Source organism: Mesorhizobium sp. CNPSo 4661 (assembly GCF_057784215.1).
Genome location: NZ_JBWGIO010000039.1, coordinates 1 through 17,029 on the forward strand (window position 1 = coordinate 1; position 17,029 = coordinate 17,029).

General features: G+C 57.2%; 13 protein-coding genes and 1 pseudogene. All 14 read left to right on the top strand.

Going from position 1 to position 17,029, the window contains the following annotated elements; all coding sequences use genetic code 11:
* Window positions 1–192, top strand: a pseudogene (locus AC0YKC_RS32215) (ectoine/hydroxyectoine ABC transporter ATP-binding protein EhuA); the annotation flags it as partial.
* Window positions 193–476: 284 nt separating this feature from the next.
* Window positions 477–1,658: an ectoine hydrolase DoeA gene (gene doeA, locus AC0YKC_RS32220; protein ID WP_488513982.1), complete on the top strand. Its 1,182-nt coding sequence runs from the start codon at window positions 477–479 to the stop codon at window positions 1,656–1,658.
* Between the two features lie 108 nt (window positions 1,659–1,766).
* On the top strand, window positions 1,767–2,930 hold the full coding sequence (gene argE, locus AC0YKC_RS32225) for an acetylornithine deacetylase (protein WP_488513983.1): 1,164 nt from the start codon (window positions 1,767–1,769) through the stop codon (window positions 2,928–2,930).
* 153 nt (window positions 2,931–3,083) lie between these two features.
* On the top strand, window positions 3,084–4,058 hold the full coding sequence (locus AC0YKC_RS32230; protein WP_488513984.1) for a GlxA family transcriptional regulator: 975 nt from the start codon (window positions 3,084–3,086) through the stop codon (window positions 4,056–4,058).
* 302 nt (window positions 4,059–4,360) lie between these two features.
* Window positions 4,361–5,098: a class I SAM-dependent methyltransferase gene (locus AC0YKC_RS32235; protein ID WP_488513985.1), complete on the top strand. Its 738-nt coding sequence runs from the start codon at window positions 4,361–4,363 to the stop codon at window positions 5,096–5,098.
* Window positions 5,099–5,833: 735 nt separating this feature from the next.
* Window positions 5,834–7,081 (top strand): methylaspartate ammonia-lyase, encoded by a 1,248-nt coding sequence (locus AC0YKC_RS32240; protein ID WP_488514002.1) that lies wholly within the window; start codon window positions 5,834–5,836, stop codon window positions 7,079–7,081.
* Between the two features lie 19 nt (window positions 7,082–7,100).
* Window positions 7,101–8,252: a CaiB/BaiF CoA transferase family protein gene (locus AC0YKC_RS32245; protein WP_488514003.1), complete on the top strand. Its 1,152-nt coding sequence runs from the start codon at window positions 7,101–7,103 to the stop codon at window positions 8,250–8,252.
* A 132-nt stretch (window positions 8,253–8,384) separates the two neighbouring features.
* On the top strand, window positions 8,385–9,281 hold the full coding sequence (locus AC0YKC_RS32250) for an HpcH/HpaI aldolase/citrate lyase family protein (protein ID WP_488513986.1): 897 nt from the start codon (window positions 8,385–8,387) through the stop codon (window positions 9,279–9,281).
* A 113-nt stretch (window positions 9,282–9,394) separates the two neighbouring features.
* On the top strand, window positions 9,395–10,321 hold the full coding sequence (locus AC0YKC_RS32255; protein WP_488514004.1) for a LysR family transcriptional regulator: 927 nt from the start codon (window positions 9,395–9,397) through the stop codon (window positions 10,319–10,321).
* Window positions 10,322–10,519: 198 nt separating this feature from the next.
* Complete coding sequence (locus AC0YKC_RS32260; protein WP_488513987.1) at window positions 10,520–11,947, top strand: NAD-dependent succinate-semialdehyde dehydrogenase; 1,428 nt, start codon at window positions 10,520–10,522, stop codon at window positions 11,945–11,947.
* Between the two features lie 45 nt (window positions 11,948–11,992).
* Window positions 11,993–13,498 carry a fumarate hydratase gene (locus AC0YKC_RS32265; protein ID WP_488514005.1) on the top strand — a complete coding sequence of 502 codons (1,506 nt, stop codon included), beginning with the start codon at window positions 11,993–11,995 and terminating at the stop codon, window positions 13,496–13,498.
* Between the two features lie 226 nt (window positions 13,499–13,724).
* The gene (locus AC0YKC_RS32270) at window positions 13,725–14,222 is read left to right on the top strand and encodes an Lrp/AsnC family transcriptional regulator (RefSeq protein WP_488513988.1); all 498 of its coding nucleotides are present in this window, start codon (window positions 13,725–13,727) and stop codon (window positions 14,220–14,222) included.
* Window positions 14,223–14,385: 163 nt separating this feature from the next.
* The gene (locus AC0YKC_RS32275; protein ID WP_488513989.1) at window positions 14,386–15,792 is read left to right on the top strand and encodes an aminotransferase; all 1,407 of its coding nucleotides are present in this window, start codon (window positions 14,386–14,388) and stop codon (window positions 15,790–15,792) included.
* Between the two features lie 290 nt (window positions 15,793–16,082).
* Complete coding sequence (locus AC0YKC_RS32280) at window positions 16,083–16,799, top strand: helix-turn-helix transcriptional regulator (RefSeq protein WP_488513990.1); 717 nt, start codon at window positions 16,083–16,085, stop codon at window positions 16,797–16,799.
* Window positions 16,800–17,029: the final 230 nt, after the last annotated feature.

A 17,029-nucleotide genomic window follows, 5' to 3' on the forward strand; every position in this document is an offset into this window, starting at 1 on the left:
CTGGTGTCGGATTACAGCCTGACCATGCTGATGGTCACGCACCAAATGGGCTTCGCCCGCGACATCGCCGATCGTGTCTGCTTCTTCTTCGGCGGCAGGATCGAGGAGCAGGGCACGCCAGAACAGCTGTTCGGAAACCCGCAGCGCAAGCGCACCCAACAGTTCCTCAGCGCCGTCAAGGAGGCGGTATAGGAAACTCGGACGTGAGCTGACGTGCAAGACTGATGACGACGTACACAGTCTTAGGAGCCCCGAGCCACGTGGCCGCCAACAATCTTAGATCTGGGGAAGCCGAGATGCCGGCTGCCGTTGCCGATGCGATCCTGGCGTCGCTCATAGAGTAAGCACATCTGAATGCCAGATGGGTCAAATCTACAAACAACATTTGACGCTCGCGATGCCCTCAGGGATTCTTTTCCGGCTGCTTCTTCCTTGTCAATACAGCATGAAAGAAAAGAGAACCCTGAAGGGAAGCCATGGGGACGAAAATTCTCAATTTCAGCCTGGATGAGTACGCAGGACGGCTTAGCAAAACCCGAGCGGCGATGGATAGGCGCGGCATCGACACCCTTATCGTTAGCGATCCAGCCAATATGCATTGGTTGACCGGCTATGATGGCTGGTCATTCTACGTCCACCAAGCGATTGTCGTACCGCCTTCCGGCGAGCCAATCTGGTTCGGTCGCGGCATCGACTCACCCGGCGCGATGCGGACCTGTTATATCGGAACCGAGAATGTTGTTCCCTATCCCGACCACTACGTCCACTCGCTTGAGCGTCATCCGATGGAACTGCTTGCTAGGCTCCTGGTTGAGCGCAAGCTGGATAAGGGCGTCATAGGCCTCGAGAAAGATGCCTACTGGTTTTCGGCCGCGGCTTACGAATCGCTCATCGACGGCCTGCCGAACGCCAAGTTTGTCGATGCGACTGTCATGGTGAATTGGCAAAGGATAGTGAAAAGCCCAGCGGAAATCGCTTTCATGCGAAAAGCCGCTCGCATTGTTGAGCTGATGCACAAGCGCATCTACGAAAAGGTCGAGCCGGGCATGCGCAAGTGTGACTTGGCGGCCGAAATCTATGATGCCGCTATTCGCGGTACGCCCGACTTCGGCGGAGATTACCCGGCGCTTGTACCGCTACTCCCGTCAGGGGCTGACGCCGCAGCATGCCATCTAACCTGGGACGACCAGCCGATGCGCAACAATGAGGGGACCTTTTTCGAGATCGCCGGCGTCTATCGACGGTACCATTGCCCGATGTCACGGACGGTCTATCTCGGCAAACCAAGCGAGACGTTCTTGAACGCCGAGAAAATGACTTTGGAGGGAATGGAGGCAGGTTTGGCCATTGCCAAACCGGGCGCCACCGCCGAGGACATCGCGATCGCCTTCTGCGATGTGCTTGAACGTTACGGCATCAAGAAGGATAACCGGGTCGGCTATTCGGTCGGGTGCGCCTATCCGCCCGACTGGGGTGAGCACACGATGAGCCTGCGTCGTGACGACAAAACCGAGCTTCAGCCAGGGATGACATTCCATTTTATGACGGGTCTTTGGATGAAGGACTGTGGTTTCGAAATGACCGAAACCGTTCTCATTACCGAGACCGGAATGGAATGCTTGGCCAACGTCCCACGGCAACTGTTCGTAAAAAAATGATGCGGCGAGATGAGTGCGTTTGTGCACTGGTGATTTTGCCCAGGGGCCCCTTCGACTGGGCGCCTGTCGTGATCCCTTCATCCTCGTGTAAAACCGCTGGAGAAAGAGATGTCAGTGGCTTTGATCGAAGACACAAAACAAATACTTGAAAAACTGGTTGCGTTCCCGACCATCTCCCATGAGTCGAACCTCTCCATGATTGACTACATGGCTGATTTTCTGCGCCACCTTGGGGCAAGGGTATTTCTTCAGCACAATGAAGACGGACGGAAAGCCAATCTGTTCGCCACATTGGGGCCTCAGAAGGATGGGGGCATCGTTCTCTCCGGGCATTCGGATGTTGTCCCGGTGGAAGGGCAGGATTGGTCCAGCGATCCTTTTATGATGCTGGAGAGCAACGGGCGGCTCTACGGCCGCGGCACATGCGACATGAAGGGCTTCCTCGCCTGCTGCCTTGCCACTGCTCGGGAGGCTGCGGAACTCAATCTCGAGCGACCGCTGCATTTTGCGTTTACCTACGATGAGGAGGTCGGTTGCTTCGGCGCCCAGGCGCTGGTTAGGGAATTGGCTCGTCGCAATATCAAGCCTGCGGCCGCCCTGATCGGTGAGCCGACAATGATGCAGGTCATCGAAGGGCACAAAGGATGCTATGAATATACGACCAACTTTGTAGGCCTTGAGGGCCACGGATCGCAGCCCGACCGCGGCATCAACGCCATTCAGTACGCGACAAGGTTCATCACGTATCTGATGGAGCTCGGCAAAGAGCTGAAGGGCCGGGCGATGGCAGGAAGCTGCTTTGACCCTCCTTGGGCCACAATTCAGGTCGGGCGGATTTCCGGCGGCGCAGGCCGTAACATTATTGCGGGGCATTGCTCGGTCGAATGGGAGATGCGCCCGGTTCAACCGTCTGACGCCGCGTTTGTGAAGGAGAGCCTCGACGCCTTCATTAACCAGCAGCTGCTGCCGGAAATGAAGGCCGTGTCTCCTAATTGTTGTATTGAAACCATCGTGATCGGTGAGGTGGAAGGACTTCAGATTGTGCCCCAATCGGCGGCGCGCGACCTCATCTATGAAATCACCGGCGCCAATGGTGCCGACGTCGTCGCCTTCGGCACCGAGGCGGGGCTTTTTCAGAAAGCGGGGATATCGGCCATCGTCTGCGGGCCCGGCTCGATCGAGCAAGCCCATAAGCCAAACGAGTTTGTAGATATCGACCAGCTCAAGAGTTGCCTGAAAATGCTTTCGCGCCTGCAGACGAAACTCGTTTGAACATGCTTCCGGGGTGCTGGGCCTTAGCTCAAGTTCAAGCCCGAAAGACGGGTTCGGCTCTCTCGCGGGCACTGATTGCCGATGATCGATCCGTTTCAATCTGATAGAATGACCTTTGCTGAGCCCTCCGACTTTGTGGGAGCGGGGCAACCATTGAAGATCGCCGTCCTAGTGCTGCCGGGGTTTTCGCATCTCGCGCTTCATGCCTATATCGAGCCCTTGCGTATCGCCAACTCCGTTTTAAATGAGCAGCGATTTCGATGGCGCATCGCTGGAATGGAGTGCCGACCCGTTGCTGGCGCAAACGGGGTCCCAATGCCGGTCGAGGTCACCATTGACGTGCTGCGTCCCCGAAGCGTCAACGGTAATGAAATCGATCAGCTTGTGGTGGTGTCTGGCGAGCCTGTTGACGGTTGCTTCACCCCGGTTTTGAATGGCTTTCTGCGAGATATCGCCAGGTGCGGCGTAGCCATATCGGCTGTTGGCACGGCAACGTGGCTGCTGGCCCGCGCTGGCTTACTGGCAAACAGTCATTGCACGATCCACTGGTCGCGGCTTGGCGCCTTCTCGGAGGTGTTTCCCAAAACTCGCATTCAAGATTCGCTCTTTGTTAAGGACGGTCAGTATTCAACCTGCGCCGGGGAACTGGCTGCTTTTGATTTGGCCGTGGACTTCGTCGGCACTCATGCCGGAGGCTTTATCGCGAACGAGGTTTGTCGATACGCAACCGTAGCGGGCCAGCGCTTAGGCTCGAAACGTCAGACAGATGGACCGGGGACAGGGTTTGGGAAAACGAGCGACAAATTCGTAACCGCTGTTACGATTATGGAACACAATATAGAGTCTCCACTGCCGATATCTCGACTCTGTAAGCGGTTAGGGGTTTCAAGGCGTCAGCTCGAACGCCTTTTCGTAGTTCATATCGGCATGACACCAGCGAAGTTCTACCTCAAACTTAGGGTTGATCACGCGAGGCGACTGATCGAAGGCACCCGATTATCAATCGTTGATATAGCGATTGCGAGTGGTTTCGTATCGGCGTCGCATTTTGCGAAATGCTTTAGGAGCAAGCACGGTATTTCGCCACAGCAGTGCCGCGCGACAGTGCCCGCTTGGGTGGTTTGCTGAGCGATGCGCGGGTCGCCGCGAGACGGCGTCGGTGAAAGCTTGGTGATGCCAACGTCGCCTGATTCCGCGAAGGATCACCACCGGACAGTGGTGTCCGAGAATTGCCGAAACGCGCAATGGCCGCGCGACAAGGCCCGCACCGGCACGCCGATATAGTGTCAATCGCCCACCTATTGTTGCAAAAATATTTTGCAGAGATGCAAATCTTAACGGAGACTTCACTTTCAAAGGCTGCATTAGAAGATAAAATAACTTAGCGACAATATCAGGTAAAGACAATTAACGACAAAAAAGGTTCTGTTATGATGCCAAGTGAAATTGAGTCATACTTCGAAGAAGACTACATATACTTTGGCGACGTTGTCAATCCTCCCGAAATAAGCGACAGACAAGCTGGAGCGATCTGGGATTTTCTGTCTCTTAAGCAGGGCGACCCAGTTCTTGAGCTTGGGTGCGGTTATGGGCGGATTGCCAATCGGTTGGCGGAAAAAGGCGTGAAGATGACGGGAATTGATATTTCATCCGCTTTGCTAAAAAAAGCCGAGGCCGACGCTGCTGAGCACAGATTAGATGTTGAATACGTTCTGGGCGATATGCGCACACTTCCTTGGCGTGATCGATTCGAAGCGGCTTTCCTATGGTACACAACGTTTGGCTATTTCGATGACGAAGACAATGAGAAAGTTCTGTGTGAAGCCGCTTCTTCACTTCGCAAGGGGGGGCGTCTGCTAATCGACCACCCCAATAGGCTCGATTTTCTGGGACATAAGTCCCCTGTCTGCCACGTTGCTCGCCGCAACGACGATACCAGAATCGATCTATATACTTATGACGTGGTGAGTGATCGTTCGAAGCTGGAAAGGCTTGTCGTGCGCAACGGACGTATTAAAACAGCACGACTTTCTTTCAAGCAGTATGGTGTTTCTGAATATACTCGGATGCTGCGGAGAGCAGGGTTCGAGACCATCGAAGCTTACGGGCAGGAAGCCGAAGCGTTTACGGCCGCCAGTTCCCGACTCGTAGTAGTCGCATGTAAATAATCCGCGACTGGCAGCGTTGTCCTAGTGTTGCGATACACACATGGCAAGGCTTGTCCCTTGAGTACGAGTGCACGCAGCCCTAGATTGACACGGCTCATCTCCAAAGAGGAGGTCAAGGGACTGGGGAGTGGAGGCGGTTCGTTCCGGCCTAGCCGGTCGGGGGGCGCCGTATCAGCTTATATCGAAATTGACGGCATCATCGCTACGATGTTCGTCAACGAAGTCAGATCACTCCAGAGCCGCCTGCGTCAAATTTTCCGGGACTGGGGCTAGATTCGATAAGGCAAGCTATCGATGGGAGCGGGCGCCGATCTGTACCCGGGCCGGAGGTCTCGTATAGCGGACAACTTTCTTGAGGCTCTTAAAGGAACGGATCGACACAGCGCAGGCCGACGATCTGCCGCCCGTGAGATCGATGGCGCTGGCCCAAGTTTTGCCTGGCAGCGACCAGATACGGACCGACGGCTCTGCTCCGCCGTCAGCATCGACCCCGCAGCTACCGCGGCCGAGCGAGCATGCCAATCCAGTGCTCGAGCACATCTGACGAGAAGCCTTCATCGCTGCCCGCCGAACCGCAGCCCAGCATACCATCCTCCGGATAGCGACGCGCCATCTGAAAACGTGATGGTACCATCCGGGACATTATATTGGCCACCTGAATGCCAGATGGCGCATACTGCTGTCGAGGCTAAAGCGTTCTCCCTAATATTGTCCGATAGAAATCGAGCGAAACAGTTGCAGATAAAAGACGTACTCCTCGCGCCCGGCAGCGGTGCATTTTTTTATGATGACCAAGCTGCTATTAGGGCCGGAGCCTCGCAGGACGGCTTCATCTATCTTGGCGAACCGCTAACCCCCGGTTTCACGTCTATCCGCGTTCCGGCGTCTTCGCTCAGCATCGGGCTTGTCCTTGCCGACGACACCGTCGTCTGGGGCGACATGATGAGTGTTCAATATTCTGGAGCGGGTGGACGCGATCCTCTGTTTGACGTCAAACAAATGGCGGATCTGACGGCCCGGGTCATGATACCACGACTTCTCGATGTCGATGCGTCCCGCTACCTTGAGGCCTGCGCGAAGGTTTTCGAGCCGTTCGAGCGCGAGCGGCTACCTCTTGCGCTCGAGTACGGAGTCAGTCAAGCGTTGCTTCGAGCCTCAGCCTACCTCCAACGTGCCGCCATGGCTGAGGTCGTATGCGCTGAATTTGACTTACCGTTGCCGACGCGAAGGGTCCCGATCTACTGCCAAAGCGGCGATGCCCGGGAAATAAATGTCGACAAGATGGTTCTGAGATCCGTGGATGTTCTTCCCCACGGCCTGATCAATTCACGTCAGAAATTTGGCGTCGACGGCAGGACCTTTATGGATTTCGTGAAATGGGTTGCAGCGCGCACGCGCGAGATCGGTCGCCCGGACTATCAGCCGGTGTTGCATTTCGATGTGTATGGCTGGATTGGCCAGGAAATCGGCCTGGATCCGCAACGCATTGCTGACTTTATCTGCAGAGTTGCCGAGTGCGTTCCGGGTTTCACGCTGAATATAGAGTCGCCAGCGGACTTTGGTTCAACACGAGCCCAGATTGAGAATTATGCGCGGATCGTATCGATCCTCAATGAGCGAGGTTCCAGGGCGCGCATTGTCGTGGATGAGAGATGCAATACGCTTGAGGACATTCGGCAATTTGCCGAAGCGAAGGCCGCGCATCTTGTGCAAATTAAAACCCCGGATGTCGGCTCGATAGCCGACACGGCCCGTGCTGTGCTCGTTTGTAAGCAGAACCAAGTTGGCGCGTATGTCGGCGGGAGCTGTACGGAAACGGATCTGTCCGCCCAAGCGTCAGTCCACATTTCGGTGGCGACCCAAGCCGATATGATGCTCGCAAAGCCCGGCATGGGCGTCGACGAGGCTTTCTCAATCGTTGGGAACGAACAGAACCGGTTGCTCGCGATCCTGAACCGTCGAGCGACCAAAAATGTCCGGTGAAAAGCGCGGTGTGTCACCAATGCATAAAAGCCTCGAGGGGATCACCGTCATTGCTGTAGAGCAGGCCGTGGCAGCGCCTTATGCGTCGTCCCGCCTTGCAGATGCTGGGGCCCGGGTAATCAAGATCGAACGGCCGGAAGGGGACTTTGCCCGAGGCTACGACGAGTTGGTTAGAGGGCAAAGCGCCTACTTTGTTTGGCTCAACCGGGGTAAAGAATCGGTATGCCTGGACCTTAAGTTGGAGACGGACCGTGAGATCCTCGAAACGCTCATTGCCGATGCTGACGTTTTTATTCAGAATCTGAAACCGGGCAGTATCGAAAAACTGGGGTTCGGGTCTGAGGATCTGCGTCGCCGACATCGGCGTCTTATCACCTGTGACATCTCTGGTTTCGGGGTCAAAGGGCCGTATTCCCACTTGAAGGCTTATGATCTCATCGTCCAGGCCGAAACAGGTCTATGCGCGATCACCGGCAACCAACAAGGGCCGGCGCGCGTAGGGGTCTCCGTTTGCGACATCTCGGCGGGCATGACGGCGCATAGCGCCATTCTTCAGGCCCTCTATCACCGCGAGGTCAGCGGTGAAGGCACCAGCATCCAGGTGTCCCTGTTCGATGCCGTCGCCGACTGGATGAATGTGCCGGTTCTGCAAAACGACTACAGCGGCTATCACACGGTACGCGCTGGCGTGAAACACCCATCGCTGGCACCTTACGGCGCCTATCGTTGTGCTGACGGCAAAGAGGTCATCTTTTCGGTTCAAAACGACCGCGAATGGGTAAATTTCTGCGAGAAATTCCTGAAGCAGCCGGAGCTTACGCGCGCCCCTGGCTTTGCTGATAATATGGAGCGTCTCGGTCACCGTGCACAACTTGATGAGATCATTGAGAGACGCTTTTGTGAATTGTCGTGCCATGAAGCGATGCGGGAGCTCGAGGCCGCCGGCTTGGCCTACGGTCGACTAAACGAAGTGGCGGATGTTTCAAAACATCCACACATTCGCAGGGTTGAGGTTGGAACACCCGAAGGGACCGTCGAGACGATAGCGCCGGCGGCGATCTTCAACTCTGAATATGCCGCACTGCGCCCAGTTCCGGCTCTTGGCGCTCATACCGCGACTGTCCGCGAAGAGGCTCTGGGCCGTTTGCGCCAAAGAGCCGCGTCATCGTAAGCGTGCATCTCGGTAAGGTGAGCCCGAACGCGATTTCCGAAGAGCCTGTGTACCTCGGATCATCTCGGCACGCTGGCCGCCGCGCAAGCCCACTGCCGTCGCCCTCGCTAAAATCGGCTGCAGGGCGGCTCTATGATCAAGAATACCTTTGCGGCCGTTGAAGGCGTGATGCCTATACCACGCTGGAGATCCCTGCTCTTCGTGCCCGCTCACGTTCCGCGCTTTGTGGAATCGGCTCACGAGCGCGGTGCAGATGGCGTCATTCTCGACCTAGAGGATTCTGTTCCTCCGAATCAGAAGGCCGAGGCACGGCGGCAGCTTGCCGAATCCGTGACAAAGGTGGCGCGACAGGGCGCATCTGTTTTGATCCGCGTGAATCGTGATTTGCGCACTTTGGTGGCCGATCTCGATGCAGCCGTGCTGGCTGGAGTTGACGCGCTGGTTCTTCCGAAGACGGATTCGGCAGAATGGGTTTCAGAGATAGCGGATGCGGTTTCAGACCTTGAACGAGAACGAAATCTTCCACTAGGACGGATCCGGTTCCTTGCCCAGATCGAGACGCCTGGCGCCTTGCAGAGGCTCACGGCCATTGCGTCCGCGCATCCAAGGATGGTTGCGATGGCTCTTGGTCCTGAAGACTTCAGTGCCGCTGTTGGGGGCGCCCCGGACTTCGACCTCCTTTTGATGCCGAACCTCTCGGTTCTTTTTGCCGCCCGCGCTGCCGGCTTGCTCCCCTTAGGTTTCATAGGAAGCATTGGCGAGTTCTCGGACACCAATAAGCTTCGCGACGTGGCTGAACATGCGCGTCGGCTTGGCTTTGCCGGAGCTTTGGCGATCCACCCGACACAGATTGCCATATTCAACGAAGCCTTCTCGCCAAGCGCAGACGAGCTCGAGTGGGCCCGTCGCGTCGTCGCGGCGGAAAACGATGCCGCCACGCGTGGACTGTCTGCATTCTCGTTGAATGGCAAGATGATCGATCCGCCGGTGGTGAGGCGCGCCCACGAGATCCTGGCGCTCGCTTTCTGACCCGCCCTTTAAAAGCTTTCCGAGACATCGGCCTGCGGTTTGTCTTGCTACCCATCTCGTTTCGAGATAGAAAGAAGGCGCTGGGGATCATGTCCCAGTTGGATTTGGTCGTCGTGGACATCAGGCAGTTAAGATATTTTGTCGGCGTCGTCGAAGCCGGCAGTTTTACGAAGGCGGCTGCGACCCTCAACGTTGCTCAAAGCGCTCTAAGCCTGCATGTGCGTCAACTTGAGGAAGGTTTTGGCACCCAACTGCTGGTTCGCGACAGGACCGGTGTCAGCGTCACGGCGGCCGGAGGCAAGCTGCTTGAGCGCGCGCGGAACATCCTGAAAGAGATTCAGCTTACCGAGGCGGAACTGACCAACACGGTGACTGCTCCTTCCGGAGAGGTGACCATCGGCATTCCGTCCGGAGCCGCTCGCGTTCTTAGCGGTCCGCTGCTTGAATCGGCAAGAAGTGAGTTGCCGAGGATCTCGCTCAAGATGATCGAGGGCATGACGGGACCGCTGGAAGAGTGGATGGCTGCGGGCCGTTTCAATCTGGCCGTTCTGTACCGGACCGCGGAGAGCGTGGGGCCAATGACGGTGCTGGCCCGCGAAGAGTTTTGCCTCGTCGTGCCGCCGGGTCAACCCCCTTTCGAAGATACGATCGCGCTCGCCGAACTGCACGCGTTTCCCCTGGCGGTTCCCATGCGCAATAACAATGTCAGGCGTTCGGTCGCTGATGTCGTTGCCCAACACGGTTGTGTTTTGGATGTCAGATTCGAGGTCGACTCCCTTTCTACTATTATCAATATGGTCATGGAAGGAAAGGCGTATTCCATCCTTACCCCGTCGGCCATTCAGAAAGAGGCGTCTCAAGGTCTGGTTCGGACGGTCAAGATCGTCGATCCCGTGATTACCCGTTCCGTCGTGCTCGCCGTCAACCCGAAGGATGAGCGCTCTCCAGCCGTCTCGGCGGTCCGCAAACTAATCCCAAAAGTCGTAAAGACTTTGATCGAGTGCGGGCGCTGGTCAGCCACGGTTCCGGATCGGGTTTAGATAATCCCAGGCAAATTCAGCCAGCGCTACGGCTCCTCGCGGTTGCTTGAGCGGTATCAATCTGGATTCGAGATGGTTTTGGGCGACATTCGATATTTGACCGCCTGCAACGATCGCGATGAAATCCCCTAACAGCGGGGCACGGTTCGGATATCGGCTGGCTCGCGCCCTGGCAGATTCATGAAAGCGGAGCATGCGATGTCCAACGCCACGAACTATCAGCTTTTCATCAACGGCAGTTGGCGGTCTGGTAGTGGGACCATGACGGTGACCAACCCGGCGACAGAGCAGGTCTTTGGCTCGGTGGCCGCGGCCTCGGCTTCGGACCTGGACGATGCCCTTGCTTCTGCAGAGCGAAGCCGCCGCGCTTGGTCCTCCCGACCGCCGAAGGAACGCGGCGAAATTCTTGTCGCGGCCGCCAAAATCCTGGCAACGAAGGTAGGAGACGCAGCGAAGGATTTGTCGAGAGAACATGGCAAGACGATTACCGAAGCAACAGGCGAGTACGCGCGCGCAGTCGAAACTTTCGAGTGGTACGGCACACACGCCGAAGAATTGTCTGCCCCAATTCCACATGGCCCCAACCGGATGATTGTTCCTGAGCCGCTCGGCGTGGTCGCCGCCTTCACACCGTGGAACTATCCCGCGGTGCTCATTGCCCGCAAGCTTGCCCCTGCGCTGGCGGCGGGCTGTCCTGTGATCCTGAAAGGCGCTGAAGAAACACCGAGTGCGGCGATCCACATCGTCGAAGCATTGCGACTAGCGGGTATCCTGGATGGCGTCGTCAATGTTGTCTTCGGCGTACCGGCGGAAATATCCCGGCATCTACTCAACTCGCCAATCGTGAAGCTGTTGACTTTCACGGGCTCAACCGAAATTGGAAAACAGCTCGCTAAGCTCGCCGCGAATAATTTGCAGCGGTGCGTCCTCGAGCTCGGTGGGCACTCCCCCGTCGTTGTATGCGAGGATGCCGACCTGGCAAACGCAATACCGGCAATTTCGGAATACAAGTTCGAGTGCGCGGGCCAGAGCTGCAACGCACCCAGCAGAATCCTCGTCGCCCGTCCGCTCTACGCGGAGTTTTTGTCCCGGATGACCGAAGTAGCTCGCAACATTAAAATAGGCCCACCAGACGATCCTGCAACAGAGATGGGACCCATGGCAAACGCGCGGCGGATCGAGGCCATGGAGCGTCTGGTCAAGGATGCAGTGGATCGCGGCGCGCGCGTAGAGACGGGTGGCACGCGCTTGGCCCAGCCGGGTTTCTACTGGCCGCCAACCATCCTGACAGGAGTGCCCAAGGATGCGAAGGTGCTTCATCAAGAGCCGTTCGGACCGATCCTGACTGTGGCGCCGTTCGACACGATCGAGGAGGCTATCGAAGAAGCCAATGCCACCGAGTACGGGTTGGCCGCCTACTTCTTCACTGGCGCCGCCGATGCAAAACGCACGCTGATTGGCGGTGTCTCGGCTGGCGCAGTCAGCATAAATTACCTGAAAGGCGTTTCAGCAGACGCGCCCTATGGCGGGGTCAAGCAGAGCGGCTATGGATACGAGGGCGGCGAGCAGGGCATGCGCAGTTTTCAAAGCTTGAAACTGGTCAACGGGCTCGGATCATTCGGATAGAACCAAGTGAATACAAGGGCGCGCATTATTACCGGTGAAGACATTATGAGAAGCGTCGCCGACGCTCTCCAGTTCATCTCGTATTACCATCCTCCGGACTATATCCGCTACCTTGCTGAGGCATTCGCTCGCGAGCAGAGCCCCTCGGCAAAGAACGCCATAGGGCAGATTCTGCTGAATTCGCGGATGGCGGCATTTGGGCGGCGGCCGATCTGCCAGGATACCGGTCTCGTGGTGGTTTTCGCCAAGGTCGGAATGGGGGTTCGCATCAAGTCTGCGGCCAGCTTCGCCGAGCTTGTCAATGAAGGCGTCCGGCAGGCATATCTCGACCCCAACAATCCCCTTCGACCGTCGATCGTCTCGGACCCGCTTGGCCGCCGATTGAACACCCGCGACAACACGCCGGCAGTCGTCCACGTCGAACTTGTGCACGGCAAAAAGATTGAGATCACCATCGCCGCAAAAGGCGGCGGGTCTGAGAACAAGGCTCGTTTCACCACCCTTAACCCCAGCGCGTCGGTTGCCGATTGGGTGGTTGAGACCGTTTCGATGCTTGGCAGCGGATGGTGTCCGCCTGGCCTTATCTCAGTTGGTATCGGGGGTAGCGCCGAAAAGGCGATGCTTTTGGCCAAGGAGGCCATGAACAAGCCTATCGACATGACGGATTTGATCGCCAGAGGGCCGTCAGGCGCCGAAGAGGCGCTGCGGATCGAGCTTTACGAGCGGATTAACGCACTGGGGATCGGCGCTCAGGGCCTGGGTGGCCTGACGACTGTCGTCGACGTTAAGGTGGCGAGCTATCCCACCCACGCAGCCTCCAAGCCTGTAGCTCTGATTCCTCAATGCGCTGCCAACCGGCACCTCACCTTCACCTTGGACGGCACTGGGCCGGTCCAGCTTCAGCCGCCCGATCTTTCCGAATGGCCACAGATTGGTCCTGACGACCTACAAATGACAGGCGTCCGCCGGGTCAACTTGGACAAGTTGACGAGGGAAGAGACGGCGTCATGGCACTGCGGGGAAACTCTGCTTTTGTCCGGAAAAATCCTAACCGGCCGAGACGCCGCCCATAAGCGCGTGGTCGACCTGATCGACAGGGGCGAGCCACTTCCAGTCGATCTGCGCGGACGCGTGATCTATTACGTCGGACCAGTGCGTGCGGTAAGGGATGAGGTGGTTGGCCCTGCTGGTCCCACAACCTCCAGCCGCATGGACGACTTCACTGATAAGGTGCTGGCCGGGACTGGACTTTATGCAATGGTGGGCAAGGCGGAGAGGGGGCCGGCGGCCATCGAGTCGATCGTCAGGCACAAGACGCCCTATCTCATTGCAGTGGGGGGGGCCGCCTACCTGATTTCAAAATCGATCAAGGCGGCGCGGCTTGTGGCCTTCGAAGACCTTGGAATGGAAGCCATCTATGAATTTGAAGTCCAAGACATGCCCGTCATCATGGCTGTCGACGTTGAGGGAAACTCTGTTCATACTTCCGGGCCGCTAGAGTGGCGAAAGCGAATGGCAGCCGATAGCATTGCACGAAGCATCGGCGTTTGAACGCTGAGTCGGCAGTTATTCGCTTGTTCAGGCATACGCGAATTCCGAGAGATTGATGCAGCGGCGTGGGTTTCTTAAGGCGAGCCGACCCACATCAGCCCATGCGCATCAACAACACGTTTCAGAAACGCGCTTCTGACCTGGCAGGTCGGCTGGACATCTACAATTGGCATTCAGTCCATAGCAGCCTAAAGTCCAGTTCATCATCATCCGGCTGGGCAGGGCCATGAAGTCGAAACTTGATGCTGTGCGCCTGGACGCTTGGGACCTTCGCATTCTCTCGGAGCTTCAATCCGACGGTCGTGTATCGAAAAGCGATCTTGCCAAACGCGTTCATCTGTCGCCTTCAGCTTGTTCGGAGCGCCTGCGCGTACTTGAAGCAGCAGGTATCATTGAAGGCTATTACGCGCGGCTCAGTCCGACCCTTACCGGGGGCGTGATCTTCGTCATGGTGGAGGTGGTGCTAAACCGTCATCGCCTTGAGGACCAAAGGCATTTCGAGGCGGCGATTCAAGGCATGCCCGAAATCCTAGACTGCTGGGCTATCGGGGGGCGAGTCGATTACCTGATGCGCGTTGCAGCTCGCTCGATGGCTGCGTATCAGGAGTTCATGGAAGGCCTTCTCCAGGCCGGTCTGGGGATCGATCAATACTACAGTCTCATCGTGACAAAGCCGGTAAAATCGAATTCGCCAATTTCCTTATCCGTCCCAGAGTCACAGTAAATTGCGGAGCCGGTGCTTTTCACGGTCATGCACACCAAATCCGTGAATTCGGCGGCGGCGGACGGGCATTTCGACGGAATGTGGGGAGTGTCTTCCGCTATATTGACGGCTTAGACGCCGCGACCGAGTGTTTTCCGCCAAGCGATAGAAGAGGAGAGGGGCGATGAGCCTGACCAATCTGGGAACAGCGCAGGTTCAAGAAAAGGATCGCAGTTTCGTATTTCATCCTTCCACTCATCTGGCAAAGCACAGCCGCGGCGAAACGCCAAACCGGATCATGGCCGGTGCAGAAGGCGTCTATATATGGGATACGGAGGGGCGGAGAAGCCTCGACGGGTTCGGTGGTCTCTACTGCGTCAACATGGGATATGGATGCACGGAGATCGCCGACGCGATTGCCAAGCAAGCGCATGAACTGCCGTTCGCACATGTCTATGCCAGCCAAGGCACGGAGCCAGTTGCCCGTTTGGCGGAGGCCGTGGTGGAATATTTTGGGCAGAATATGAGAAGGGTCTATTTCGGACTTTCGGGATCAGACGCCAACGAGACCAATATCAAGCTGGTCTGGTACTACAACAACATCCTCGGTCGCCCTGAAAAGAAGAAGATTATCTCGCGAAATCGCGGCTATCACGGATCCGGGCTGGTAACCGGCAGCCTGACTGGCCTTCCGTTCTTTCACAAATTCTTCGACCTTCCGCTGAATCTGGTGCGTCATACGACAACACCGCACCACTATCGCCAAGCGCGGGATGGCGAGAGCGAGGAAGCGTTCTCCAAGCGCTGTGCCGATGACCTCGAAGCCCTGATCCTCGCCGAGGGTCCGGAGACGGTCGCGGCCTTCATAGGGGAGCCGGTACTCGGAACCGGAGGCATCGTTCCGCCGCCCAAGGGGTATTGGGCGGCTATTCAAGCGGTGCTCGACAAATATGACATCTTGCTTATCGCGGATGAGGTCGTCTGCGGCTTCGCGCGGACAGGCGAGAAATTCGGCTCTCACCTCTATGGCATGCGTCCGGATTTCGTCACGATCGCCAAGGGTGTGAGTTCAGCCTACCTGCCCATCTCCGGTTCGATCATCGGCGATCGTGTCTGGTCGGTTTTGGAAGAAGGAACGGAAAAGCACGGTCCGCTGGGCCATGGCTGGACATATTCTGGACACACGCTCTGCGCGGCGGCCGCCCTTGCCAACATTCAGGTGCTTAAGGAAAGAAACATCTTGGAGCATGTCCAGGATGTCGGCCCCTACTGGCTTTCGCGCATGAAAGCGGAACTGGAGGGACATCCTATTGTCGGCGAAGTTCGCGGCGTCGGGATTCTGTCCGCCGTGGAGTTGATGCGCGATCCCAAAGCGCGCGTGCCGTTCGAGCCCGAACTTCAGGTCGGCGTGCGGGCCGCTGCTGCCCTGCTCGAGAATGGTGTCATCGGCCGTGCCATGCCGCATGCGGACATCCTTGGATACGCGCCACCGCTCATCATCACCAGGGACGAGGTGGACATCATCGTCGACGCGACGGCGAAATCGGTCGAAACCACCTACCGCGCGCTCAAAACTGAGGGCGCAATATGATCCTGGCTGTAGCCGTCAGACCAGCAATGGCGAAGATCACGAGAGCAAAGCCCCATCGGCTCAATAGATACCGGCGTCGATTTCCGGCCGACAGGTGAGGGTCGGCGACTCACGTTTTTTCGCAGCTCTGCCGCGGCTGTGCGCATCTCCCTGGATCGCTCTCTTTCCGCGGCACGCCCTGCCGGTTTCCTCCCAACCGGCAGGGCGCCTTGCGCCGGCGTCGCCATGCCGGCGTGTTTGTCTCATTCCAATCGACGCGATGTCGAAAGGGGCCAGGGCGAAATTTGGAAATGCAGGAGGTTTTCGAGACATTCCTGGAGCGGCTGTTTGAAAGCGTGGATGAGACGGATTTCCGCGACGCCTTCGCGCATGCTGCGCAGGAATACGATCTTCCTCAATTTGCGTACCTATCGTTTCCACCAAAAAATTCTGGCAAACCAAGACTGATCTCGAACTACCCGGCCCGCTGGACCCGCCATTATGAGCTAAACCGCTATCATACGATCGATCCGGTGATCGTGCAGGCGCAGTCTGGCGGATGCCCGTTTATTTGGGGTCTTGGGGCCAGCCAAACCGAACTTTCAAAGGTCGAGCGCAAGCTCTTCGCCGAGGCGGCCGAATTCGGCATAAGCTGCGGCTTGACGGTTCCGATCGTCGATAAGCGAGGCTGTTTCGCGGCGGTGACTTTCGCATCGGACGAGCCCAGACCAGCCTTTGTGCGCGTCACACAGCAATACCAGCAGATATTGCTGTGCATGGCGAGCTGCTTTCACATTTACGCTCGCCGCAAGCTCTCGACCGATCGGATCGTAGATGGGGTGCGATTGACGCCTCGCGAATTCGAGTGCCTGCAGTGGGCAGTGAAGGGCAAGTGTGACTGGGCGACAGGCCGCATACTGGGGATCGCACGACGCACCGTCACCTTTCACCTCGACAATGTCCGCAAAAAGCTCGGAGTGAAAACAACCAGGCAAGCCATCGCGCTGATGAGTGAGCCGGATTCTTAGCATCATTGACACTTCTCAGCTAGCAAATGCACCTGTCTTGGCGAGCTGTTCCCGTGCAGCGCGGTTCTGGTGGGCGCCATTCTTCGGTGCAGGGGGCGTGCTTTCATGTCCATAGTCGTGACCGGCTCAGCGAGGACCGGACCGAGACTGATTCCGCTTTGCATCGTGAAACCTTCCTGCTGTTGTCGGCGCAGGCATAGCTCTGAGCGATCGTTCACGCGGACAACCCC

Coding starts and splice junctions, on each gene's coding strand:
- AC0YKC_RS32260 (WP_488513987.1), top strand. CDS start 10,520: ATGTCCAACGCCACGAACTATCAGCTTTTCATCAACGGCAGTTGGCGG.
- AC0YKC_RS32280 (WP_488513990.1), top strand. CDS start 16,083: ATGCAGGAGGTTTTCGAGACATTCCTGGAGCGGCTGTTTGAAAGCGTG.
- AC0YKC_RS32235 (WP_488513985.1), top strand. CDS start 4,361: ATGATGCCAAGTGAAATTGAGTCATACTTCGAAGAAGACTACATATAC.
- argE (WP_488513983.1), top strand. CDS start 1,767: ATGTCAGTGGCTTTGATCGAAGACACAAAACAAATACTTGAAAAACTG.
- AC0YKC_RS32245 (WP_488514003.1), top strand. CDS start 7,101: ATGCATAAAAGCCTCGAGGGGATCACCGTCATTGCTGTAGAGCAGGCC.
- AC0YKC_RS32265 (WP_488514005.1), top strand. CDS start 11,993: ATGAGAAGCGTCGCCGACGCTCTCCAGTTCATCTCGTATTACCATCCT.
- AC0YKC_RS32270 (WP_488513988.1), top strand. CDS start 13,725: ATGAAGTCGAAACTTGATGCTGTGCGCCTGGACGCTTGGGACCTTCGC.
- AC0YKC_RS32275 (WP_488513989.1), top strand. CDS start 14,386: ATGAGCCTGACCAATCTGGGAACAGCGCAGGTTCAAGAAAAGGATCGC.
- doeA (WP_488513982.1), top strand. CDS start 477: ATGGGGACGAAAATTCTCAATTTCAGCCTGGATGAGTACGCAGGACGG.
- AC0YKC_RS32250 (WP_488513986.1), top strand. CDS start 8,385: ATGATCAAGAATACCTTTGCGGCCGTTGAAGGCGTGATGCCTATACCA.